Genomic DNA, 24,318 nt, shown 5'->3' on the forward strand with positions numbered 1-24,318 from the left:
TTCAGGAGTATTTGCCATGTGGCTTGTTCAACGCCTGCCTCAGGCGGGGCCCCGTATTGCCTGGCCGCAGCATCTGGCCCGGTGGCTGCCGGCCTTGCCCGCGTTACTGTTCCTCGCAGTGTTCTTCATCGTGCCGGTCGTCGAGATTCTGCAAGGCGGCCTGTACGATGGCGACGGCGTGCTCTCGGTCGCGCAGTTTGCCCGTATGACGCATTCGGCCGTGTACGTCAAAGTGCTGGCCTCGACATTCTGGATCGCTTTTCTCACAGCAGCACTCTCCGTCTTGCTCGGCTATCCGGTGGCGTACCTGTTGGCGCGTCTGCCGGCGCGCTCGCGCGAGCGCTGGTTGCTGTGGATCGTGCTGCCGTTCTGGACGAGTTATCTCGTCAAGACGTATGCGTGGATGCTGCTGCTCTCCAAGACGGGTTTGCTGACGGTCGTGGCGACGCATCTCGGTCTGATCGACAGCACGAGCACACTGGCGCCGTCGCTCACCGGTGTGCTGATCGGCATGGTGCACGCCATGCTGCCGCTCGCGGTCATGACCATGCTGCCGATCATGCGCGGCATCAACATGCAACTCGTGCAGGCGGCGCAGACCCTCGGGGCCGACCGCGCGACCGGCTTTTTCACCGTTTTTCTGCCGCTGTCGGGGGCAGGGGCCGCTGCGGCCGGATTACTGGTCTTCATCTCAAGCCTGGGCTTCTTCATCGTACCTGCGCTGCTGGGTTCGCCGCGTGAGTCGATGGTCGCGCAACTCGTCATCTCATCCGTGCTGGAACTGTTCGACCTGCGTTTCGCCGGCGCGCTCTCGAGCGTGCTGCTGCTGTGCTCGATTGTCGTGTTCTACGTGTACGACCGGGTCGTGGGGTTGTCGTCGCTGGCCGGCGAGGCGCCGGAGCGCCGCGCAGGGTCGGGCGGGCGCATGCTGTCCGCGCTCATCGCCATCGGACGCCTCGCGGGCAAGCTGTCGTGGGGGCGCGAGCGCGCGGAGGGCGGGTTTGGCCTGAAGACCTATACGTGGGCGGTCGTGCTTGCCCTGGTGCTGCCGATCGCCTTCGTGGTGCCGCTGGCCTTCACCAAGCAGTCGTTCGTGGCATTTCCGCCTGAGCTCTTCACGATGAAATGGTTCGTGGCGTTCCTCGAATCGAGCGTGTGGCAGGCAGCGCTGTTGCGCTCGCTCGGGGTGGGCTTTGCCACTGCGGCTCTGGCACTGGTTCTCGGTTTCGGTGCAAGTCTGGCGCTTGTGCGGTTGCCGTCGCGCTGGCGCAAGCCGTTGTTCGCCGTGTTCATCGCGCCGCTGATCGTGCCGCGCATCGTGGTAGCCGTCGGTCTGCTGTATCTGTTTGCGCGCTGGGAACTGGCGGGCACCAACGCTGGCCTGGTCATCGGCCATACCGTGCTCGCGATCCCGTATGTCGTGGTCACGCTGTCGGCGAGCTTCAAGCGCTTCGACTGGCGACTTGACGATGCCGCCAAGATGCTCGGCGCCTCGGCCTTCACGCGCGTGCGCACCGTGTTGCTGCCGCTGATGGCCGCAAGTCTGGGCTCGGCCTTCCTGTTTGCTTTCATCGTGTCGTTCGACGACCTGACGATTGCCATCTTCGTCTCTGGCGGTATCAACACCACGCTGCCCAAGCAGATGTGGGACGACATCCAGTTGGCCGTCACGCCGACGCTGGCGGCTGTCGCGACCTCGCTGGTGTTCCTGATGGTGTTCATCGTCTGGCTGTCTTCGATCTTCAAACGCAAGAGCTATTGATATCCGCGGATTTCCGTATGTCCATGTCCAACGTTGCCCGAGTTGCGCCGGTGAATGCGCAGTCGTCTTCACATCCTTCGCCGTCGCATCCATATACGCGGTACTTTCCCCAGCGGGCCGAGGGCGACCGGCTCGATGTCGTGCCGCTGCTGATGGCGGGCCTTCAGGGAGCATCGGCCAAACCCGTCGTTGTGTTCGAGGGCGAAGCCATCGGCCGTGCGCAGATGGCAGCACGCGTCGGTGCCTTTCAGGCGTGGTTCGCGGCGCAGGGCCTCGTACCGGGCGACCGGGTCGCCGTCATGCTGGGCAACAGCGCGGCGCAGGTGGCGCTGATCTACGCGCTCATGCTGTCCGGGCTGGTGTGGGTGCCGGTCAATACGCGTCTGAAGGGCGATGGGATCGAATATCTGCTCGGCCATGCCAAGCCGAAGCTGCTCATCGCGGAACCGGCCTTCGCCGAGGTGCTGGACGCCGGTGTGGCGCTTGCCGCACAGCAGCCGGATCATCACGGGACGCGCGTTGTGCGCCGCCTGCTGGCCGAGGTGACCGCACAAGCCGCCGCTTATGCCGGTGCCAGACCGGTGGCTGCACACGTCACACCCGCGTCGGTGCTGTGCATCATCTACACGTCGGGCACGACGGGCGCGCCCAAGGGCGTGCTGTTCACGCACCGCATGATGCGCATCGCCAGTGAGGCCGCGCTGCGCGTCGCAGAGGTTCGCGATGGCGACCGGCTGTTCCTGTGGGAGCCGTTGTGCCACATCGGCGGCGCACAAATGTTGTTGCTGCCGTTTCTCGCCGATGTCGAGATGCATGTCGTGGAGCGATTCTCCGCAAGCCGCTTCTGGCAGCAATGTGCGGCCGCGCAGGCAACGCATCTGCATTACCTCGGCGGTATCCTCGATATCCTCATGCAACTGCCGCGCGAAGCACAGCCGGCGCAGAATTCCCTGCGCGTGGCATGGGGCGCGGGCGTGTCTGCCAGCGCATGGCAGGCGACGCAAGCGCGTCTGCAATGCACGTTGCGCGAGTGCTACGGTATGACGGAGTGTTCGAGCTTCGCCACGCTCAACGACGCGGACATGCCGGGTTCCATCGGCCATGCCTTGCCGTGGCTGACGCTGGAACTGCTCGACGACGAGGGACGGCCGGTGGCGGACGGTGAACCGGGGGAAATCGTCCTGTCGAGCGAGGTGGAAGGGGCATTTTTACCGGGCTATCTCGACAATCCCGAAGCCACGTCGAAGGCATTGCGCGACGGCAAGCTCTTCACGGGGGACAGCGCACGCCGCAGTGCTGACGGCAGTCTGGTCTTCATCGGCCGTCGCACGGACAGCATGCGGGTACGCGGCGAGAACGTATCTGCCTGGGAGATCGAGCGTGTGTTCGCGCGGCATCCGGCGGTGGCCGCATGTGCCGCCATCGGTATCGCGAGCGACATCGGCGAGCAGGATGTCATGCTGTACGTGCAGTTCCGCGACGCTCAGGCCGTCGACTGGACGGTGCTCTCGCAATGGGCTGCCGATAAACTCGCCAGCTACCAGCGGCCACGCTACTATCGCGAGACCGCGCACTTCGAAACCACGCCGTCGGAGCGCATTCGCAAGCATCTGCTCTCACGCGATACCCGCGATGCGTGGGAGACGACGGCGACAAAGTGATGGGGCGGGGCAGGGTAGCGGTGCCGTCGATGAGGCAACGACGGTGACTCATCGGTTATCGGTATAAGATATAAAGTTATTTTTATGAGATAATCGCCCTCTGCCTGCCCCATTCCATAACGATCGTGGCCACCACCAAAACTCCCCGCACCCGCGCGAAAGCGGCCGGCGCCTCCGAAACGCCGGCTGCCGCGAGCACACCGTCAGCCGACTCCACACTCTACGTTCAGTCCGTCGAAAAGGCGATGAAGGTGCTGACTGCGTTCGACGGCTCGAAGCGCCATCTTTCGCTCTCCGAAATTGCCGTGGCCACGGGCCTGGACATTAGTGCGGCGCAGCGCTTCACCTTTACGCTGTCGGCGCTGGGCTATCTGCTCAAAGACCCGCAGAGCAAGAAGTACGAACTCTCGCCGAAGCTGCTGGACTTCACGTATCACTATCTCGTCTCGAACGAACTGGTGAGCCGCGCAGCGCCCTATCTTCAGCAATTGGCGGCAGAGACGGAAGAGGCCACGAACCTGACGGTGCGGCTGGATACGGACATCGTTTTCGTTCTGCGTATCGTGAGCCGCAGCGTATTCAACGCGAACGTCATTGTCGGTTCGCGCCTGCCTGCGTATTGCACGGCGCCGGGGCTGGCGATGCTCGCCACGCTCGACGATGCCGAGATCGACGACATTCTGGCGCGCACCAATCTCGTACAGTTCACCCCCGTCACCCTGACGCAGCCGCGCAGAATCAAGGAGCGGCTCGCACGCATTCGCAAGCAGGGGTATTCGCATACGGAAGACGAGTTCTTCATGGGCGACATTTCGACGGCGGCTGCCGTAGTGAATCAGGACGGCAGGGCCATCGGGGCGATCAACATTGCGGTGCCCCGCGTGCGCTGGAATGCCGAGCGCGACGAGCGGCGCTTTGCCGATCTCGTGATTCAGACGGCGGGCGCGTTGTCGGCGCGGCGTCGACAGGAAATGTAATAGAAGCGGGCGCGCCGGCAGGTGGTCGGCCAGACGGCCGGTTGCCCTCTCAAAATGGCGTGCTAAAATCCCGCCCCATGGGTATGGAGCAAGGCTGAGTTCCGGGAATTCCGGCATCGCGCGTAGCGGCACGCAACCCACAGTGCCGTAGGGACGACGCGTGATCAGGCACGATGTGCCGGATATCTCTCTGAGAAACCGATGGCCGAACCGGGGCGGCCAGACGGTGCGCCGCATACGGTGCGCAAGCCGCTGCCAGACTTTCCAACCCGAATATCGAACCGTTGATCTCTCAGACCGGTTTCATTCCCCCGTACTTCAAATTGCGCATCGCGTTCCGGGCAGTCATGCCCGAGGATTTGTGGCGCGTACGGGAGACGGAGCCATGGCTCTTGGTTTGTCATTGCCGACGCTGGATCTGCCGACATTACAGTTCGTGACTTTCCTGTTGAGCATTGCGACAGGCATCCTGTTCATGCTCGACGCTTTGCGTCGCGACGAAGCCGAGTCTCCGCGCTGGTGGAGTCTGGCTTTCCTGCTCGCGACGTTCTCGCCCATTCTCTATTTGCTTGCTGCACGAAGCCCCCGGCTCGCGGTGCTCTATCCGCTGGGCAATGCTGTGGCGACGCTCGCGTTCGCGATGGTGTGGAGCGGTGCGCGACGTTTCTATGCGCGCAGCGTGCAATGGGTTACGGTGTTCGGCGGTCCGGCGGTGCTGTTGTGGGGGACATGGTTGTTTGCCCGACCGCTCGATGCCTGGAGCGGCGGTGTGCTGTTCTTCTCCCTGCTGGCGTTCTACAGCCTGATGGCGGCGAAGGAGTTCTGGCAGGCCTCGGGATTACGGCTGCCGAGCAGCATCGTGTTGGCGGTGGTTGCCGTGTTGCACGGATCTTTCTATGCGGTGCGCGCGGTGGCGCTGGTGTGGCTCGGTCCGGGCGATCCGCAGTTTCTGATGTGGTTCGGCCCGCAGGTGTCGACGACGGAAATGCTTGTGCTGATCGTGGTGGCGAGCTTCCTGATGGTCTCGCTGGGCAAGGAGCGCTCGGAAATCGCACTGCACCGCGCCGCCACGCGCGATGGTCTGACGCAGGCGTTCAACCGCCTTGAGTTCACGCGCCTTGCGCGCGAGCAGATGCGCCGGCATAGCGCGGCACGCGCGCCGGTGGCCTTGCTGCTGCTCGATCTGGATCACTTCAAACGCATCAACGATACGTACGGGCATCCGTTTGGCGACACGGTGCTGTTGCTGTTCGCCCGCACGGCGTCGCAACAACTGCGCTCGGACGATATTTTCGGACGCTACGGCGGCGAGGAGTTCGCGCTATTCCTGCCTGGCGTGGGCGCGCCCGAGGCTCAGACGATCGCCGAACGTGTGCGGGAAGCCTTCGAGCGAGCCGGCCGCATGGTGCAGGGCGAAACGGTCGCTGCGACCGTGAGTATCGGGATCGCCTGCGACGAGCGCTCACGCGGGGAATTGTCGTCGCTGGTGCAGCGGGCAGATCGCGCGCTCTATCAGGCCAAGGCGGCTGGCCGGAATCGCTGCGTGCGATACACGCCGGAGACGGCCATGCCAGCCACAGATTCTCGCGCCGAAGTGCAGGCATTGCGCGCCGCGGCAGGCGGGTGACGCACTTTCGACCATCGGGCCGGCGTTCGCGTTCGCGGCGCGGGCCCACATGCCGTTAGTGGCCGAACGTGAAGCTCACACCTCCCAGGATCTGCCATCTGGGCACGCTGCCAGAGTGCACCACCGAGTATTGCGGTTCGAGGAACGCGTTGACGATCGTGGTACCGATCTTCCACGTCTTGCCGGCACCCAGCCCCAGGGGAATGTAGTAGTTGCCGCGTTGCAGATCGAAGGACCAGGTCGCAGTGGAGCGCAGATACCAGCCGTCCGTCAGGTTGTAGATGATGAAAGGCTGGGCCGTAAGCGACTCCACCGTCGGACGATCTCCCTGACCGGCGAACGAGTGCTGCCACTGGACCAGCGCACCGAACACGCCGGACTTGTTCGAATGCACGCCGACGGCGGCAAGACCTGCCTGCCATTTCCCCGTCCCCAGGGATTTGTCTGTCGCCGTTGGTATCGTCAGCAACGGGCCGACGCCGAATTGCGTCCCCCCGCCTGCGTCCAGCAGGAAGATGTCGAACAGGTTGATGTCACCGAGTCCGGTCTGGTAGCCGCCCGCCGGATCGGGGCGCGTACTGATCGGCACCGTCGCGCGAAAGATCTGCGGCACAGGCACGAAGCGGTTCGGTCCGAAAGGTATCGTCGGGCGCAAGATAAAGTCGTTCGTGTGCGTATTGGTTCCGAAGATCGACGGCGCGTAAAAGTTCTGGATGTTGAACGCTGGCGCAAGATTGAGCGGATTGTTGCTCTTGTTCGCTTCTTCGACTGTCGTTTGTGCATTTGCCGTCGACATACAAGCCAGCAGCCCCCCGGCCGCGAGACACAGAAGTGATTGCTTCATTGAGGTATTGCACATCGTCATTGTGGCTCCGCGAGTTATCGAATGTTGGTGTCTTTCTTTTGCAAAGGTGCAGGACGAGGGAGGCAATTGAAGGGGCGATATCAGGCCGCAAAAGATCGCGAGGCGATCTCGCCCTGACCTGCTTCGTCCGGTAAGGCTTCGCGCTGCGCCCGGATGTCTTGTCAGCCCGCGGATTCTGCGGCGGCCGCCATATCTGGAGCGCCTCTTTGCCGCATCACGCACGGGTGCGAACGTCGAGGGGCGAAAGTCGAAATTCGATAGTCCGTCAAATACGATGTTTCATTGTTTGAAATCTGACGGTTTTCGATTGATAGGTGAGCGCAAAAGCCAATGGCGTTTGCGGCAAGCGCCAGGCGGGCTGACGCTTACCAGGTCCAGCGCAGCCCGAGCGTCGCGGAGACACTCTGCTGACGCGTGCTGTCGAGCTGTGTGAGATAGGCGAGCGTCGCGTACACGCTGGCGGACTTGTTGAAGCGTCCCGCCACGCCGATGCCGAACTGCGCCGAAGTGCTGTTCGCACTCGTCACGATTGGCGTTGCGCCGCCGAAGACGACACGGCCATCGCTGCCGAAGGCGTGCAGCAGATTGAACAGCAGATAAGGACGCAGCAGGCCGCGCGCGCCGTCGTAGTTGCCCTCCAGACGGGCGCCAAGGCGTGCGAGCCAACTGTTGGTGTTGCCGAACGTCACGCTGGAAATGCCGTCGTTGAGGTCGTTGATCGACTGGTGTTGCCAGATGATCTGCGCCTGTGGCTCAAGGGCTAGCGTCGAGGTGAGGGGAATGGGCCATCCGGTCTCGAGCGAGGCAGACAGCCCCTTGCCATTCACGTCGCGGTTCAGGCCGCTGGCGGGTCGCGTCTGATATTGCAACGCCGACGCGAGCACCACCGCATCGGTGTACGCGCCACCGGGCATCACGTGGGTCCAGTAGACGCCGGCGCTATACATATCGAGTCCGAGCGATCCGGCTTGCGTATCGCGCACGCCGAGCGCGAGGCCCTGCACATCGCCCGACGCGCGGGTCCAGCCGCCCAGAATGCCGACGTGATCGCTGTGCCCGCTATCGGAGCGACCGGCGAAGACATCGTGCCCGAGTTGCACGCCGCCGATATTGCCGTCGAACTGCGGTGTTACGTCGCCTTTGCTGCGCAGTTGTTCCGTTTGTCCCCAGATACGCACCCAACCGTCGGTCAGCCAACCGCGCTCGCTGAGCAATCCTTGTTGTCCCTGCCGTTCGTGGAACGTCCCCAGTTGAGCGAAACCGGCGGTGCGCGCCAGTTCCGGCATGACCGAATACACGGGGACTTCAATGCGGTAGATCGGCACCGGGTCGCTACCCGGCGGCGCCACGGCGGGGCTGCCTGCGGCTGCGACCGGCGCCTCGATCGTTGTGACCGTTGCGCCGGTGACCGGGTCGACGGTGGCGACCGTCGTGCTGGCAGGCACCGTCGAGCGCAGGTACCAGCTCTGCTCGCTGCCCGGCGCCGTGCCGCCTTTGTACAGGTAATACGAGTAGGCGCCTGCACTGACGGGGCCCCTGAGCGTGAAGGCCGATGCGCTCGACGTCGCACCGCCCGTGGCCAGCACCATCGGGATGCCGTTTCCGGTGGTCAATCCGCCGAGCCCGGCCAGATTGTTCACGGCGATGGTGGTGTTGCCGCTTATCGCGCCGCCGGTGATCGTGAGCGGTGCCACGCGCGAATTGTCGCCGCCCAGCACCGTGTCGATGGCGAGCGTTCCGTTCTGGCCCGTGTAGTTGCCAACGAGTGTCAGCGTTGCGTTGCCCGCCCCATCGCCCGGATGAATCGTTCCCTGATTGGTGACATCGCCCGTGAGGGTGCCCGTGCCGGCCAGCGTTGCGCTGGCAGCGATGGACGTTGTTGCGCCGCCGAGGGTGCCTGTCAGATTGAGGATGCCGCTCTGGAGCTGCGCGGACGTGAAGCTGCCGCTGCCGCTCCACGTCCAGTTGTCTCCCTGCGCGAGCAGCGTACCGAAGTTGACGAAAGCGTTGCTCGCCGTACCGGTGCCTTGCAGGATCAACCGGCTGACTGCGCTTGCACCGCCATCCGCCGTGCCGATGATTTGCGAACCGGTTTGCAGGGTGAGCGTGTTGGCGCGTGCTGCCGGGTTCATGGCGATGGCAGTGCCCGCGTCGCTCTGGATCAGGCCGGCATTGGTGATGGAGATCGTGCCATTGACGGTGCGAACACCGAAGCCCTGCCGGCTGATGATCTGCCCGCCCGCCTGATTCACGATGGACGAGACGAACCCCTGGGCGGTGTTCGACACGACGGCGTCGCTGTTCACGCCGCGCGCCTCGATGTAGCCGCTGTTAACGAGGTTGTTGTTGTTGCCTTGCATGAAGACGGTGAACGAACGGTTCGACGCCACGCCGCCAGTCGTGATCAGCGTGCCTGAGTTCGTTACCGTGCTTTGTCCGCCGACGACGCTGATCGCGCGGCTGCCCGAACCGTTGGCGGTGACCGTGCCAGTGTTCACGAACGTGTTGCTCAAGCCCAACCCCGACGCTTGCCCCCACGCGGCCGTCATGCCATAAGCGCTGGGGCCGGACACCGTGATGGTGCCGTTATTGGTCAGCGAGCCATTGTTGCCGTTGATCGCCATGCCGTCGTTTTGTCCGCCGGTGGTGGTAATCACCCCTGTGGACGTATTCACGAGGGTGTTGCCATTGCCGGTGCCGAGCATGGCCGCGCCGCGGCCGGTCGCCGTGGAGCCCGTCAGATTGACGGTGCCGGCATTGGTGATCGTGCTGGAAGTGTCGACGGAGAGGGTGGCGGTGTTCGGCAGCGTCCGCGTCAGCGAAACATTGCTGCCGCCGGTCACGTTCACACTCACGTTGGTGCTGCCCGTCTGTGCGGTGACGCTCGTGTCGTTGCCGGTGCAAGTGACGGTCGTACCACTGGTAGGCGCCGTGTTGTCGCACGCCGCTTTAGCGAGTCCAGGCACGCAAAGCGAGACCGCTAGAATCAGCGGCCGCAAAGGAAGCGGGCAGCGATGAATCGGAACTGGGCGAGACGCAATCTTGAGCGGTGAGGCGTGCATGGCACACTCCCGTGACGATTGGTAATCCCCGTGGCGCTAAATTAGAATGGCTTTCTAAAAAACACAATTGAGAGCATTGCTATATTATTTTCGATGTTGTTTTTTTGAAACGTAACGACGCCTGAATGCCATGACGCCCATGGCCAGACGTTTTTCACGAATTTCCAGGAATTCGAACAACGATATGTTCAATGGGCGACAGCATTTGGCAGGTAATGCGGGCTCGCCATGTATTTCGCGAACAGAATGGTTTTCGCGAAGCGTTTAGTTATTGTATTTAGCGAGAATTCAACACTGTGCCGTCGACTATCAGCAATTCACTGCTTTGGATTTTTGAACCCTTGGAGAACGACGAAACATTTATTCCCCGGAAAATGTTCGGTGCCGATGTCGCCTACGTGCACGGCGTGCAATGCCTGGCCGTCATTGATCGCGACGCCCCGTGGGACGGACTGCTCGTTTGCACGTCGCGCGAGCACCACGCGTCTCTGATGGGCGAAATGCCGGTGTTGCGCCCGCACCCGGTGTTGGGGAAGTGGCTGTATTTGCCGCAAAGCGAGGCCGAGTTCGAATCCGTCGCGCGGCATCTGACGGCGCGCGTCCTCGCCGGGGACCCTCGCATCGGGGTAGAGCCGAAGCCACGCAAGCCTCGTAAGCCACGCCAACCGGGCAAGCAAGCGGCGCCAGCGCGCCGCGTCAAGCCGTAGCGCCGTAGACGTCATAGAGGATCAGTCGGCCGCCACGTGCACCATCTCCTCTACTTCGCCGGGCGTCTTCTTCTTCACGCGGATGAAGAGCAGCAGTGGCATGACGACGAGCGTGAGCGCCATCATGAGTCTGAAATCGTTCAGATAGGCGATCATCGCGGCTTGCCGGGTGACTTCGGCGTTGAGCGCGGCCATCGCCGCCGCGCCATACGTCTGCGCATAACTCTCGACGCCTTGCGTGAACGGTGTGATGTACTCGGAGAGCGAGGCGTGATTGACCTGTGTGTTCTGCGTGAGCAGCGTCTGTACGACCGAGATGCCGATACTGCTGCCGATATTGCGTGAGAGGCTGTAAATGGCCGCGCCGTCGGCGCGCAGCGTGCCAGGCAGTGTGGCGAACGTGACCGTGGTAAGCGGCACGAAGACGAAGCCAAGCCCGAAACCCTGAATGACCCCTGGCCAGACGATATCCGACGGACGCAGCGTGAGCGAGTACCCGGCCATCAGATACAGCGAATAGGCGGTCAGCGCGAAGCCGAAGCCGAGCAGATAGCGAACGTCGACCTTGCCGACCATCCGTCCGACGATCAGCATGGCGGCCATGGTGCCTGCGCCGGAGGGCGCGGTGACCAGCCCGGTGAGAATCGCGGGGTAGCCGAACAGGCTTTGCAGCATCGGCGGTAGCAAAGCGCGCGTGGCGTAAAGGATGATGCCGACCACGAAGATATAGATAACGCCCGTGTTGAAATTCCGGTCGCGCAGCAATGCCCGGTCGAAGAACGAATGCTCGCCGGCCGTCCATGTGTGGACGATGAAGTACGCGAAGCAGACGATGGCGCCGAGCATCTCCAGCCAGATTTCCGTGGCGTTCAGCCAATCCTGTTGCTCGCCCCGGTCAAGCAGCAATTGCAACAGGCCGATGGCCAGACTCAGGGTGACGAAGCCCAGCACATCGAACTTACCGGCTTTCTGCTCCGGCGGCTCTTTCAGATAGGCGGCAATGCCAAGGAAGGCGATCAGGCCGATGGGCAGGTTGATGTAAAACACCCAGCGCCAGTTATAGCTGTCTGTAAGCCAGCCGCCGAGCGACGGTCCAAGAATCGGCCCGACCATCACGCCCATGCCGAAGATCGCCATCGCCGAGCCGTGCTTGTGCGGCGGGTTGATGTCGAGCATGGTCGCCTGCGAAAGCGGCACAAGCGCCGCGCCGCAAATTCCCTGGAACAGACGCGCCGCCACGATCTCTGTGAGCGATTGCGCCATGCCGCACAGGGCCGAAGCAATCGTGAAGCCCGCGACCGACCACAGGAAGACACGCCGGCGTCCGAAGCGGGCGCAAAGCGTGCCGGTGAGCGGCGTCGCGATGGCGGCCGCCACGATATAGGACGTCAGCACCCACGTAATCGAGTCCTGCGAGGCCGAAAGACTACCCTGCATATGAGGCAGGGCCACGTTGGCAATGGTGCTGTCGAGGGTCTGCAAGACCGTCGCGAGCATGACAGACACACTGACGAGCGCGCGGTGCTTGCCCGGATCGTCAGCCTTTTGCGGGGATGACACGGTAATTCCTCTGGTCGATCGTTGTTTTTGTCGTTATGACGATGCGAAGGGGGCTGTCTTCGCACGCGTGGCCTCCTGCACCCTGCGGCTTACTCCGGCTCGGCCTCCTCGGAATGGCGCGCCGGGGCCGGACATTCGGCTTCGGCACGCGTGAGGTTCGTCAGCACCTTGCCCAGCAATCGCGACAACTCGGCACGCTCGGCCGGTGTGAGGTCGGCCAGCGCCTCGCGCTCCGCCACATTGGCGAACGCGACGATCGTGTCGATCTTCGCCTCCGAAGCCTCTGTCAGGTAAAGCAGGTGCGCGCGTTTGTCGTTCGGGTCGCGCTCGCGACGTACGAGGCCCTTTTCCCCGAGCCGGTCCAGCAGTCTGACGAGTGCCATCGGCGTCAACTCCATGCGTTCGGCCAGTTCTGCCTGCGTCTGCACGCCATAGCGATGCAGCATCACCAGCACGCGGCATTGCGCCCGGGTGAGATCGAAGTTCCCGCGAGCGCGCCGGTCGAACAGGCGCGAGTGAACGCGCGCGACGTCATGCACCAGCGTGCCGAAACGGGACGACCAATCGATCTTCGACATGTCGTAGCCAAAAAAAGCCGGCGCAGCGATTGAGCGGCTCCGGCGGTATCAGATAGTAAACACGTTTAGTATTTTGCCAGAGTCTCTCTTAATGCGGCAACTGTAGTAAATAGGTGACACCCATGCCGCAGCAACTGGCCGGTCAAACGGGGGAGGGGTGGTTCTATACGGTGTGACGAGGGTTCCCTGGGTGGTTGGCGCAACGGGAGGCCGGGTGGGCGCGAGACGCTTAGGAAACCGCAAAAAGCCAAGAGAAATAAGCACTTGACACTTCGCCTCGGCGGATCAAGAAAGGAATGGTGCGATGCATCGGGGAGATTGCCCGAGCGTGGCACCAGCCTTTTTTTGACCTTAAGGAGTGTCAATCATGTTTGATCTTTCACAAGCTTCAGATGTCCTTTCCATCGCCGGAACCGACCGGCCGGCCGGTAATGTTCGCACGCCGCCGCCGGCCGCCGCGCGCTCGCCGGTTTCCGATCTCAGTGCGATGCGTGAAGAGCGACTGCCCTTCATCGTCACCATCGCGGGGGACGAAGCGACATTACGCGACGCGGCGGCCATGCGTCAGGCCGCGTACGGACGTCATCTCCCCGAACTCGCTGCCACATTGAGCGAGCCGGAGGCCAGCGATCGCGAGCCGGGCTCCATCGTGCTCGTGGCCCGCGCAAGGCTCGACGGCGCTGTGCTTGGAACGATGCGCATTCAGACCAACCGTTATCAGACGCTGCATCTGGAGGACTCGGCGCCATTGCCGTCGTGGTTGGGCAACGCGGCGCTGGCTGAGGCGACACGTCTCGGCGTGGTGGCCGGGCCGGTAGGGCGCGTTGTCAAGACGGCGCTGTTCAAGGCGTTCTACCAGTATTGCGTGCTCTCCAACATCGACTGGATGGTGATTACGGCGCGGCCGCCATTGCATCGGCAGTACGAAGCACTGATGTTCGTCGACGTGTTTCCGGGGCAAGACCTGATTCCGATGGCGCACGTGGGCGGCATCGGGCATCGCGTGCTGGCGCTGGACGTGGCGCAGGCCCGCACGCGCTGGCAGGCGGCGGGGCATCCGCTGTTTGCCTACATGTGCCTGACACATCACCCGGACTTGCGGCTGGGGGGGCCGGGCGATGAGGGGGATATACGGGGTGCACTGCCGGGTGAAGCCAGTATTGACGCGCATCTGCGGGATTTATCTTTTGGTGCCGACGAGGTACGATGCGTAGCATCAGGCTTTAGCCTGACGGTGTAATGCCGTTATTCGAACTAACGTTATCCCGTCGTGCGCAGGCAGCGATTTTTGCGGCGACGGCGGTAACGCGCAGGACGGGCGAGAGACACCTGACCGTGCGGGCCGGAACACCGGCCGCACGGGACAGGGCCGGCCCGGCCGGCAAGGTGAGCCGAAATGCACGCCTTGTCCGGAAATCAAGGCGGGGGCGACCAACGAGATAAGGGCACAAGAGTCATATGGCGGGGGAACTCGGCAACGAGCGTGACGATCACGGCCGCACCAAGAACGATTTCGGCGATGAATTGGCCGAACTCACTGGCACGCGGCGCCGTTGGCGCGTTACTGCGCGAGTCGACGAACTTTTTCGCAGTATTTCCCTGTACGCCGTTCCTGCGGCAATCATGTTGCTCTCGGGCATCGTGCTGATGTTCCAGGAGAGCCAGTACGCCGTGCGCGGCGCTACGCCGTTGAGCTTCCAGGCGCAGGGGGATGTTCCCGCAACGTTCGGTCCGCCGCTGGTGCAGGGCTCGCTCGAGCGTGCGCCGGTCGTTCAGCAATTCAGTACACATCTGTCCGAGGCGCCGGTCTGGTTTCGTGTAACCGTGCCGGAGGTGGGCGACGAGCAGAACACCGTCCTCGAATTCCCTTCGCGTCATGCGCAAACGCTTGCCTGTTGGCGCAATCCCGACGCAGCGGCCATCGGCCGCGCGGATCGAAGCGGGGTCAGCGGGGCGATCCAGGTGTCGAAGGCGGGCTTTGCCATCGACCTCGGGCATCTCGTCGCGCCCGTGACGCTCCTTTGCGAGGGCACGTTCTCGGGGCCGGCTCATCTTTCGCTGGTTGCCTGGCCGGCGTCTCAATTGCGCATCTCCGAAAGGGAGTTCCACCGCAGCAATGGCCTGCTCGAGGGCGGCCTGCTCACGCTCTCGGCATTCGTGCTGGTCACCGCCATCATCAATAAAGAATGGCTTTATGTGCTCTTTGCAGCATGGTTGGTCGGTAATCTGCGGCTCGCGGCGAACTCGCTCGGCGCGGACACACAGTGGCTGGAACGCGCCATTCCGACCGACTGGGACGCCCTGGTGCGCAAAGCGACATTCGCCATTTACTACGTGCTCACCTATTCGCTTTTCACTCAGCTATTCAAGCGGGAACTGCGCCTTGTCGGCTTCCGATGGATGGTGATGGTGCTGCAATGGGCCGGTGTGGTGCTGTGCTGTGCAGCGATTGCCTTGCCGTATGCGCACTTCATCCCGGTGCTCTGGATGGTCGCTGCGCTGGGCATCGGAATCGTCCTGGTGCTGCTCGCTCGCATTCTCGTGCTGACGCGCTCGCGCGTCGCCATCTGGTATAGCGCCTCGTTGGCTATCGTTCTATTTGCCACGTTTTCCGAAGTGATCGCCGCCGCGTTCAATGCGCGTGCGTTGTCGTCCGCACTGAACAGTGTGACGGCGGCGCTGTTTTCGAGCCTCATGGCGGCGCTGGCGATTGCCGAGCAGATGCGGGTGGAGCATCAGGGCAAACTCGAAGCGCAGGCTGAACTTCGCAATGCCTACGATGTGACGCCTGTCGGCCTTTTCACGCTCAACGATCAGGGCGTTTTCGTTCGGGGGAACGCCGCGTTGCACACGATGCTGGGCATTCCCAACACCGAAGGGCGGGCGTTCCGGTGGGATCAGTTCTTCGGCCAGAACACATGGCGCATGCTGCTCGACGTCGCCCAGCACAGCGAAGAATCGGAACTCGAAATCCTCTCGCTGCCGCGCGACGATGGCCGCACGAGCCGCTACCTCGTGAAGGCGATCTTCGCCAGCGGACGAATCGAAGGCTCGCTTCAGGACATCACCGAGCGGGCTCGCACGATGGAGCAACTCCGTTATCTGGCGGAGAACGACCCGCTTACGGGGGTATCGAACCGGCGTGGTATCGAGAAGTCGCTCGCCGAGGCGATCCGGACGTTGTCCGATGCGCGGCCGGCAGCGCTGGCGTATCTGGATCTCGACCGCTTCAAGCTCGTCAACGACCTGTTCGGTCACGCGGCGGGGGATGAAGTGCTGCGTCAGGCATGCGATCGCATGCGCGCGCGGCTGTCGGCGGATCAGAGCGTGGGACGCACCGGTGGCGACGAGTTCATCGTTGTCTTTCGCGATGCAACGATCAAGGAAGCCGCCGCAGTGGCGCGCCGGCTGGTCGACGCGATTTCCGGTGAGCCTTACCAGATCGGGGATCGCGCATTTCAGGTACGTGCGTCGGCCGGGGTGATCGAGCTGACGGCCGACATGCGGGTGCCGGACGCGATTTCGTCCGCCGACCGCGCCTGCCGCGAAGCGAAGAAGGGCCGCCGCGAACTGGTCGTCTATGAGCGCGGCGCTGCGGCATTCCGCGAGCGGTTGGCCGAGTTGCGGCTCATCGACGCACTCGATGCCGGACTCACGCCCAACACGCTGTTCCTCGAAATGCAACCGATCATGGAGATGGCGTCGCCCGGCGAGTCGCTCAACTTCGAGGTGCTGGTGCGCATGCGGGATTCGGACGGCAATATCGTGCCGGCCTCGCGCATCATCGGTGCGGCCGAGGAGAACGGCAGTATCGGCATGATCGACAAATGGGTGCTCACGAACACGCTTACCTGGATCGATCAGCATCGCGAGCAGCTCTCGAAGACACGGTTCGTGTGTGTGAATCTCTCGGGGGCATCGCTCAACGATGAGCATTTCGTGCGGGATATCTTTGCGACGCTGGCGGCCCACGAGCGCGCCGTCGGTTTGCTGTGTATCGAAATCACGGAAACCGTCGCGCTTCACGATCTCGACAATACGCGCCGTTTTGTCGACAGGATTCATCAATTGGGCGGGCGCATTGCGCTCGACGATTTCGGCGCGGGGTTCAGTTCGTTTTCCTATCTGAAAGATCTCGCCGTCGATGCGATCAAGATCGACGGGGCCTTCGTCAAGAGCATGGCGGCGCACCCGGCCAATCTGGCGATCGTCGAAGCGATTGTGGCGCTGGCGAAGAATCTGGGAATTCGCAGCGTGGCGGAGTGGGTGGAGGATGCCGCGACGCTCGAAGCGCTGTCCGAACTCGGCGTCGATTATGTGCAGGGTTTCCTGATTGCCCGCCCGCAGACCCCCGAAGCGATTCTCGCCGCCGATTCCGCGGCAAGTTTTGTTCGTGATCCTCAATTGGCGTCGTTGCTGGTCGACTTGGGGCAGGCCTTTTACTCGCCCCCAAGCGGTCGTTCGGCACTGCACTGAACCGCCGGCCGGGTTCACGGCGGCATGCCAACGACCCGGCAAAAGCCACATCAATCGACGATCGGGGCTGTGCATTGTCTGCATTTGCCACAATGCTTCGTTTCTCGCCGGACTTCGTTTCATCCCCTGTCTTCCCGTGCGCGATGCGCTCGAAACCCGCATGAATAGGGCGTTTCGACGTCAGGCACTTTCTTTTTTTGCGTCATCGAGACGTAACTCGACGTAAGAATTCCAATTGGAATAAATGCTGTCCTTGGCGAAGCCGAGGTGGCAGAATTGGTTTGTCGACGTGATGGAGCCATGCCTCCATTCGCCGGTGGGTCGTTTCCGCGTCTTGGGGAAAATCGCGGAGTTCGATATAGCTCGCCGGCGCTCGGTAAGGACAGACACGCGACATGAACGGGGTTAGGGCCGCACGTATCCACAAGGTGCGCTCGGCGCAATCAGATAGCCTAACCAGAACAACGACAATGATTTCGACGCTTCTCAAACTCGTGTACCGTCACAGCCATACGGCGACGTGGCGGCACAACGAACGGCTGTGGCCGCATGCAGGTGTCGAGCGCGACGCCATGGGTGTCATCGAACGCTTTACCTGGCGCGGACGTCATGTGCCGCTTGCCCGGCGCACCGAATTGCAGCGCCTGCGCCGGTTGCCTTGCCACATCGTCGCCAGCGGGCCTTCGGTCGCGGACATCGATTACGACGCGCTGCCGATGCATCACGTCATGGGTGTGAACGGCGCCATTGCGCTGGCCAACGCCGCGCCGGTCAAATTCAACTTCTATTGCATTCTCGACGCCGGTTTCGTGCGCCAGCGCCCGGATCTGGCGCGTCGTATCGTGGCGCACGATCTGGTGTTGTTCGTCACGCCGGTGGTACTCGCGCGTTTGCTGGAGATGTTCCCGATGTCGGCTTTCGGCTGCCGGTTCTACCTCGTGGACGACATCTTCAAGCGCGCAATGGAAGCCGCCAGCACGCCCGAGGCATTGCGAGCGAACCCGCGAGTCGCCGCCAGCGCTGCATTTCTGGGGGCAAACAGCCGGATGGGATTCAGCTTCGACATCGATAACGGGTTTTTCCATGGCGGCACCGTGGCGTATTTGGCGCTTCAGGTCGCCACCTGGCTAGGCTTTACCCAGATGTACCTTCATGGTGTGGATTTGCGTGCCGCTTCGCAGACACCGCGCTTTTACGAGACGATGCAGACCCGTGCACCGACGCGGCTGGATGCCGAGTTTGCCAGCCTGATCGAGCCGTCGTTCCGTCATGCGGCCGAGGTTTTGCGGGCACGCGGTGTGCGTGTCGAGAACCTGTCGCGCGCCAGCGCGCTGGGCGACGATATCTTCGAGAAGGTCGACTGGCGTTCGCTTCGCCGCCGAAACCTGAGCCTCGTCGTGCCGGACAACGCCGAGCAGGCAGCCTCTGTTGGGAGCCTTGTCGTCGAGGCGTCGCTGGCGCCACGTCCGACGGGCACGCACGGCCACGCCTGATTCGCCGCCCGGGAGCGAAAGACCCTGCCGGCAGGCCCGCCACACGGTGGTCTACCTGCTACAATCGCACTCCGGGTTTTCCTGAAGCATGAGCGATTATGGGGTTTGGCTGGTTCGGACTGTCGACGTTTTGGTTACTGGCATTGTGCTGGCCTGGCGTACGGGGTCTGCTTGGCGGTGAGATACGAATCTTCGGCCCCGGCACACTCCGTATGTTGCTCGGCGTGCCGCTCGCGATGGTGTCGAGCGCCACGCTTGCCGCGCTGACGGGTGACAACATCACTGCCGGCGGCAGCGTCGGCCAATCCCTCTCTCACGCGCTGCACGTCGCGCTGGGCGGCACGCTTGCGATGGCCGTCGCAGGCGTCGTTCTCCTCTTTTCGCTTCCGCTGGTCTTCGGAACCACCTGGTGGGGGATGTTTTCGCGCGGCAAACCTGCCGATGACGATGCTGACGAGCCCACCTACGAATCGCGCTTCGACGGCGGCGGACGTGAGCCTGCGAGGGGGCTGTCACAGATGTCGTTCGACACGAGCGAACGCGGCGAGCGCTTCACGCCCACGCTTGGGCAAGGGCATCACAACGTCGGCAGCCTGACGGAAGAACCAGTGCCGCGTCGCCGTGGTCTCGCGGCGCAACCGCGCTGGAAGCTCTCGGACGAGGAACGTGCACGTCTCGATGCCATGCAACCGCCGCCGTTGACGGCACGCGGTGCACCGCGCACGGAGCCCTCGTTTGCGAGTGGCGCGGGAGGTCGTCCGGCAGGCAAGGGCACTTCGGTGGGGCGTGCAGGTGCGGGCACCGCCGCGACGGTGGCCGCCACTACGGCGGGGAGTGCGGCGGCTGGGGTACGCCCTGTCTTGCCGCGCGGCGCTTACGCGTCCGGTCCGAGCCGTGGCGATACGCTGCGCATGACCGAGTTCGTACGTGCCGAGCCGGGCCTGCCGTCCCGTGAGACGCGCGGGACATCGCAGGCGGGTCCGCGACCCGCACCCATGCCATCCAGGGCTCCGGTGACATCTGCATCGTCGGCTGCGCCCCTCGATCCGCTGCACTCGACGTCGATTCCCGGCGCGACGGGCTATCGCCGTCCCGTGGGCATGGCACCGGCGCATTTGCGCGGCACGATTGTGCATAGCCCCTTCCGCAAGCCGCAACTCGGGCTCGAAGATATTCCACCGCGTGGCGCTCCACCTGTCGTGCCGGCCTCGAAGGGGGCTAACGTGTCCGCCGTCAATCGCACCTCTGCCGACGCTGCCGCACCGATGAGCCCGCCTGCGGCACCTACGTCGCCAGCACCGTCTGCCGCGCCGCCGGGCGATGCTGCAAGTCCCGACGCGCCGATGATCCGTGGCGCCGCGCTGTGGTCTGCGAGCGATGCGGCGACACCGCTGTCCGCCGGACTCTCTGAATTCTCGCCCGTCGATCTGTCGGCAAAAGACGTTGACGTCGCGCCTGAGGAAGTGTTGCCGGCCGGTCCGACGCCGGAAATGCTCGCGCAGCAAGAGGCGGCGCGCGCTGCTGAGCAGGCGCGCATCGCTGCCCTCGCGGCGTTGCGCGACGAGGCGCAAGCCTTGCTGCGCGATTTACGTCAATGGTCCGCTTCCGATTCGCCCGATGCGGTGAATGTCCCCACGCCGGCACCGGTGATGCCTGCGACCGCTGCCGATCATCAGGAAGGTGCCGCCGTGAGCGATAATCGCGTCGCGGACGAAGCGACGGACGCCAGCGCACCTGCCGAGGCTCCCGTCGCCATTGCCGAGGCACAGCCTGCACGGGATATCGCGGACGAACTGCAACCGGCGGCACGGCTCGCGGACACGACCGGTGCGGCACTCGTCGAGCCGATCTCGATGCCTGCCTCGGTGGCTGCCGCATCACCGCGCCCATTTATTTTTGCAGATGTTCTGGCGAGTGTCGAAGTGCCCGATGTGCCCGATGTGCCCGATGCGCCGATCCATGCGTTGCTCAATGCGCCGGTCGCCGAGCCGTCCGAGGTGTCGGCAGATCAGGCGGAAGCCTCTCTGCCCGTCGATGCACCGGCCACTGCGCAGACGCTGGAACCGTCGTCGAAACCCCATTACGTCTTGCGTGCCGATGGCACTTGGGCGCGCACTGACGAGGCGTTACAAGCGCACGACGATGCAGCATCTCTCGCACCGACGGCATCCGTATCTCCCGTCGTCGCCGTGCCTGCCATCCCGACGTTCGCAGCATCGGCGCCGTTCGCCGTGACGCGTCCGGTTGAGCCGCCAGCCGCCAGCTTCTCGGCCGATACGCCGTACGCATTGCCGGCCCCGCGCATTGCCATCGATTACGATCTGCCATCGCTCGATCTTTTGTCGCCAGCGACTGCGCAGGACGTCGCCAACGTCGTCTCCGACGAGGCACTCGCCGCAGTGGGGCAGTTGATCGAGCAGCGGCTGGCCGAATTCAAGGTGCCGGTGACGGTCGTTGGCGCATCGGCGGGGCCGGTGATCACGCGCTTCGAAGTCGAACCGGCGGTGGGGGTGCGCGGCGCGCAGGTGGTCGGTCTCATGAAGGATCTGGCGCGTGCGCTGGGCGTGAGTTCGATCCGGGTGGTCGAAACGATTCCGGGCAAGACCTGCATGGGGCTGGAACTGCCGAACGCGCGGCGGCAAATGATTCGCCTGTCGGAGATCCTGACGGCCCCGGTGTTCGACACGCATCGCTCGTCCCTTGCGCTTGCCATGGGCAAGGACATCACGGGCGAGCCCGTCGTGGCCGACCTGGCACGCGCACCGCACCTGCTGGTGGCGGGCACGACCGGCTCGGGCAAATCGGTGGCCGTCAACGCGATGATTCTGTCGCTGCTCTACAAGGCGACGCCGGACGACGTGCGGCTCATCATGATCGACCCGAAGATGCTGGAGCTGTCCGTCTATGGCGGCATTCCGCATTTGCTCGCCCCGGTCGTCACCGACATGAAGCAGGCTGCGCATGCCCTGAATTGGTGCGTTGGCGAGATGGAAAAGCGCTACCGCCTGATGTCCGCACTCGGCGTGCGCAATCTGGCCGGCTACAACGAGAAAATCGACGCCGCCCAAGCGGCGGGCAAGAAGGTCAGCAATCCGTTCTCGCTGACCCCCGACGCACCGGAGCCGCTGGACCGTCTGCCGTTCATCGTGGTGGTTATCGACGAGTTGGCGGATCTCATGATGGTTGCGGGCAAGAAGATCGAAGAGCTGATCGCCCGGCTTGCGCAGAAGGCGCGTGCGGCGGGAATTCATCTGATTCTCGCCACCCAGCGGCCTTCGGTCGACGTCATTACGGGCCTCATCAAAGCGAACATTCCGACGCGTGTCGCGTTTCAGGTGTCGTCGAAGATCGATTCGCGCACGATTCTCGACCAGATGGGGGCGGAATCGTTGTTGGGGCAGGGCGATATGCTGTTCCTGCCGCCGGGCACGGGCTATCCGCAGCGCGTGCACGGCGCGTTCGTCGCCGACGACGAGGTGCACCGTGTCGTCCAGCACTGGCAGCAGTACGGCGAGCCCGAATATGACGAAACGATTCTCGCGGGTGACCCGGGCGATGCGGCCTCGGCCGACCTGTTCGGCGAGTCGGCAGGCGATGCCGAAGCCGACCCGCTCTACGACGAGGCGGCGGCATTCGTGCTGAACTCGCGCCGGGCGTCGATCTCGGCGGTGCAACGGCAATTGCGCATCGGCTACAACCGCGCAGCACGCCTCATCGAGCAGATGGAGGCCGCTGGACTGGTCAGCCCGATGGGGCGGAACGGCACACGCGAAGTGGTTGCGCCGGGCGACTAATCGCCGTCGCTTACATCTGCCTTACGACCTGTCTCCCGAGTCGAACTCTTTCGCACTCCGTGCCGATGTCCCGACACGCGCCATACATGGCGCGCGCCGCAAAACCCCTTGAAAACCCGCGTCAAATGGCGATAACGGGGCGCAAACCCGCGCCCCCGTAGGGGTATTCCCGCCTTTGCGGGCGAAACTCAGCGATCACATAATCGGCGCGCTAGGTTAGTCGTTCGAAGCGTGCTTTACGGTATCGCCCTGACACGAATTACAAGACCGGGGCGATGCGGCGGGAGAGAGACAACTCGTGATTCGCGCATTCCACGGCAGGGCCTGCGGCATCAGGAAATCGCAGCACAAAAGCGTCATATCGAAACGCATCGCACCGAAGGAGACCCTTATGCAATTCCGATTCAAGCTCATGGCCGGCGCTGTCGCGTTCGCCCTGTCCGCCTCGATGGCCGTTGCGGCCGATCCGATCAAGATTGGCGTGTCTGGCCCATTCACCGGCGGCTCATCGTCGATGGGCGTTTCCATGCGTGATGGCGTGCGTCTCGCGGCGTCGGAAATCAACAAGTCGGGCGGTGTGCTGGGCCGTCAGATCTTGCTGGTCGAGCGCGACGAAGAAGCCAAGAACGAACGCGGCGTGCAAGTGGCGCAGGAACTCATCAATAAGGAAAAGGTGGTTGCCACCGTCGGCTACATCAACACCGGTGTGGCACTCGCTTCGCAGCGTTTCTACCAGGACGCCAAGATTCCGGTGTTCAATAACGTGGCCACGGGCACGGTCATTACCGAACAGTTCAAACCGCCCCAGTATCCCGACAACTATGTCTTCCGCAACTCGGCCAAGGATAGTATTCAGGCGCCGATGATCGTGGAAGAAGCCATCACGCGTCGCGGCTTCAAGAAGCCTGCGATTCTCGCGGACTCGACGAACTATGGCCAGCTCGGCCGCGAGGACCTGGAAAAGGCACTCAAGGCGAAGGGCATTACGCCGGTCGCTGTCGAGAAGTTCAACATCAAGGACGTCGACATGACGGCCCAGTTGCTCAAGGCCAAGCAAGCCGGCGCGGACGTAATCCTCACGTACGGTATCGGCCCGGAACTGGCGCAGATTGCCAACGGCATGGGCAAGCTCGGCTGGAAGCTGCCGATCGTCGGTAGCTGGACGCTCGCGATGGCGAACTACATCGACAACTCGGGCGCGAACGGCGAGGGCGCCCGTATGCCGCAGACGTTCATTCAGGAACCGAATACGCCCAAGCGCAAGGCGTTCATCGACGCCTATCTGGCCATGTTCAAGCCGAAGAACAATCGCATCGACTCGGCGGTCTCTGCAGCGCAGGGCTACGACTCGATCTACCTGCTGGCCGCGGCCATCAAGCAGGCCGGCAGCACGGACGGCCCGAAGGTGCGTGCAGCACTCGAAGACCTGAAGACGCCGGTGGAAGGCGTGGTCACGACTTACGAGCACCCGTTCACGCATGACGATCACGACGCCATCACCGCCAACATTCCTGTGATCGGCGAAGTGAAGGGCGGCCGTGTCGTGTACGGCTACGACGCGGATCTGAAGGCCGGCAGCAAGGTGCGCGAAAAGGCACCTGCGAAGTAAGCCGCGCTGCCTCCCAACGCAGCATTCCGGTTGCGTTTTGCAGCCATGACAGGTGAACGACGGCGTGCGTCGCTGGTGCCCCGGCCCCCGGCAACGGGGTGTCCGGGCACAGCACGCGCGCCGTCGCCACACCTGGGCCAGACGCCG

At 63.4% G+C, this 24,318-nt stretch carries 14 protein-coding genes; 10 read left to right on the forward strand and 4 right to left on the reverse strand.

Annotated features, from left to right (window positions below):
• Window positions 1-16: 16 nt before the first annotated feature.
• The 4 genes from PCO31110_RS22045 to PCO31110_RS22060 all read left to right on the forward strand — a co-directional run bounded on the left by PCO31110_RS22045 (window position 17) and on the right by PCO31110_RS22060 (window position 6,027).
• Window positions 17-1,762, forward strand: coding sequence for an ABC transporter permease subunit (locus PCO31110_RS22045; RefSeq protein ID WP_150691389.1), 1,746 nt, complete (start codon window positions 17-19; stop codon window positions 1,760-1,762).
• Between the two features lie 17 nt (window positions 1,763-1,779).
• Window positions 1,780-3,423 carry an AMP-binding protein gene (locus PCO31110_RS22050; RefSeq protein WP_010807840.1) on the forward strand — a complete coding sequence of 548 codons (1,644 nt, stop codon included), beginning with the start codon at window positions 1,780-1,782 and terminating at the stop codon, window positions 3,421-3,423.
• 125 nt (window positions 3,424-3,548) lie between these two features.
• Window positions 3,549-4,400, forward strand: coding sequence for an IclR family transcriptional regulator (locus PCO31110_RS22055; protein ID WP_144265690.1), 852 nt, complete (start codon window positions 3,549-3,551; stop codon window positions 4,398-4,400).
• 385 nt (window positions 4,401-4,785) lie between these two features.
• The gene (locus tag PCO31110_RS22060) at window positions 4,786-6,027 is read left to right on the forward strand and encodes a GGDEF domain-containing protein (protein ID WP_010807842.1); all 1,242 of its coding nucleotides are present in this window, start codon (window positions 4,786-4,788) and stop codon (window positions 6,025-6,027) included.
• 55 nt (window positions 6,028-6,082) lie between these two features.
• Here PCO31110_RS22060 and PCO31110_RS22065 read toward each other — a convergent pair whose 3' ends face one another.
• Window positions 6,083-6,871, reverse strand: a complete 789-nt coding sequence (locus PCO31110_RS22065; protein ID WP_010807843.1) for a hypothetical protein — start codon at window positions 6,869-6,871, stop codon at window positions 6,083-6,085.
• Between the two features lie 386 nt (window positions 6,872-7,257).
• Window positions 7,258-9,858: an autotransporter family protein gene (locus PCO31110_RS22070; RefSeq protein WP_246189933.1), complete on the reverse strand. Its 2,601-nt coding sequence runs from the start codon at window positions 9,856-9,858 to the stop codon at window positions 7,258-7,260.
• 392 nt (window positions 9,859-10,250) lie between these two features.
• Here PCO31110_RS22070 and PCO31110_RS22075 point away from each other — a divergent pair, with 392 nt between their 5' ends.
• A complete protein-coding gene (locus PCO31110_RS22075) occupies window positions 10,251-10,661 on the forward strand; it encodes a hypothetical protein (protein ID WP_051126113.1) in 411 nt (136 codons plus the stop codon).
• A 21-nt stretch (window positions 10,662-10,682) separates the two neighbouring features.
• On the opposite strand, the gene PCO31110_RS22080 is transcribed toward PCO31110_RS22075, so the two are convergent.
• Entirely contained in the window at window positions 10,683-12,227 is a 1,545-nt protein-coding gene (locus PCO31110_RS22080; protein WP_036661240.1) for an MDR family MFS transporter, read from the reverse strand.
• A gap of 83 nt (window positions 12,228-12,310) precedes the next feature.
• Window positions 12,311-12,799, reverse strand: coding sequence for a MarR family winged helix-turn-helix transcriptional regulator (locus tag PCO31110_RS22085; protein WP_010807847.1), 489 nt, complete (start codon window positions 12,797-12,799; stop codon window positions 12,311-12,313).
• 367 nt (window positions 12,800-13,166) lie between these two features.
• Here PCO31110_RS22085 and PCO31110_RS22090 point away from each other — a divergent pair, with 367 nt between their 5' ends.
• The 5 genes from PCO31110_RS22090 (at window position 13,167) to PCO31110_RS22110 (ending at window position 24,171) form a co-directional block, all read left to right on the forward strand.
• Entirely contained in the window at window positions 13,167-14,039 is an 873-nt protein-coding gene (locus tag PCO31110_RS22090; RefSeq protein ID WP_174979702.1) for an N-acyl amino acid synthase FeeM domain-containing protein, read from the forward strand.
• A gap of 218 nt (window positions 14,040-14,257) precedes the next feature.
• On the forward strand, window positions 14,258-17,275 hold the full coding sequence (locus PCO31110_RS22095; protein ID WP_010807849.1) for a putative bifunctional diguanylate cyclase/phosphodiesterase: 3,018 nt from the start codon (window positions 14,258-14,260) through the stop codon (window positions 17,273-17,275).
• A 470-nt stretch (window positions 17,276-17,745) separates the two neighbouring features.
• Window positions 17,746-18,768 carry a WaaZ-like lipopolysaccharide core biosynthesis protein gene (locus PCO31110_RS22100; RefSeq protein WP_150691390.1) on the forward strand — a complete coding sequence of 341 codons (1,023 nt, stop codon included), beginning with the start codon at window positions 17,746-17,748 and terminating at the stop codon, window positions 18,766-18,768.
• 98 nt (window positions 18,769-18,866) lie between these two features.
• The gene (locus PCO31110_RS22105; RefSeq protein WP_150691391.1) at window positions 18,867-22,562 is read left to right on the forward strand and encodes a DNA translocase FtsK; all 3,696 of its coding nucleotides are present in this window, start codon (window positions 18,867-18,869) and stop codon (window positions 22,560-22,562) included.
• 391 nt (window positions 22,563-22,953) lie between these two features.
• On the forward strand, window positions 22,954-24,171 hold the full coding sequence (locus tag PCO31110_RS22110) for an ABC transporter substrate-binding protein (RefSeq protein WP_010807852.1): 1,218 nt from the start codon (window positions 22,954-22,956) through the stop codon (window positions 24,169-24,171).
• Window positions 24,172-24,318 lie beyond the last annotated feature (147 nt).

Source organism: Pandoraea communis (assembly GCF_902459745.1).
In the GTDB taxonomy this organism is placed as follows: Bacteria; Pseudomonadota; Gammaproteobacteria; order Burkholderiales; family Burkholderiaceae; genus Pandoraea; species Pandoraea communis.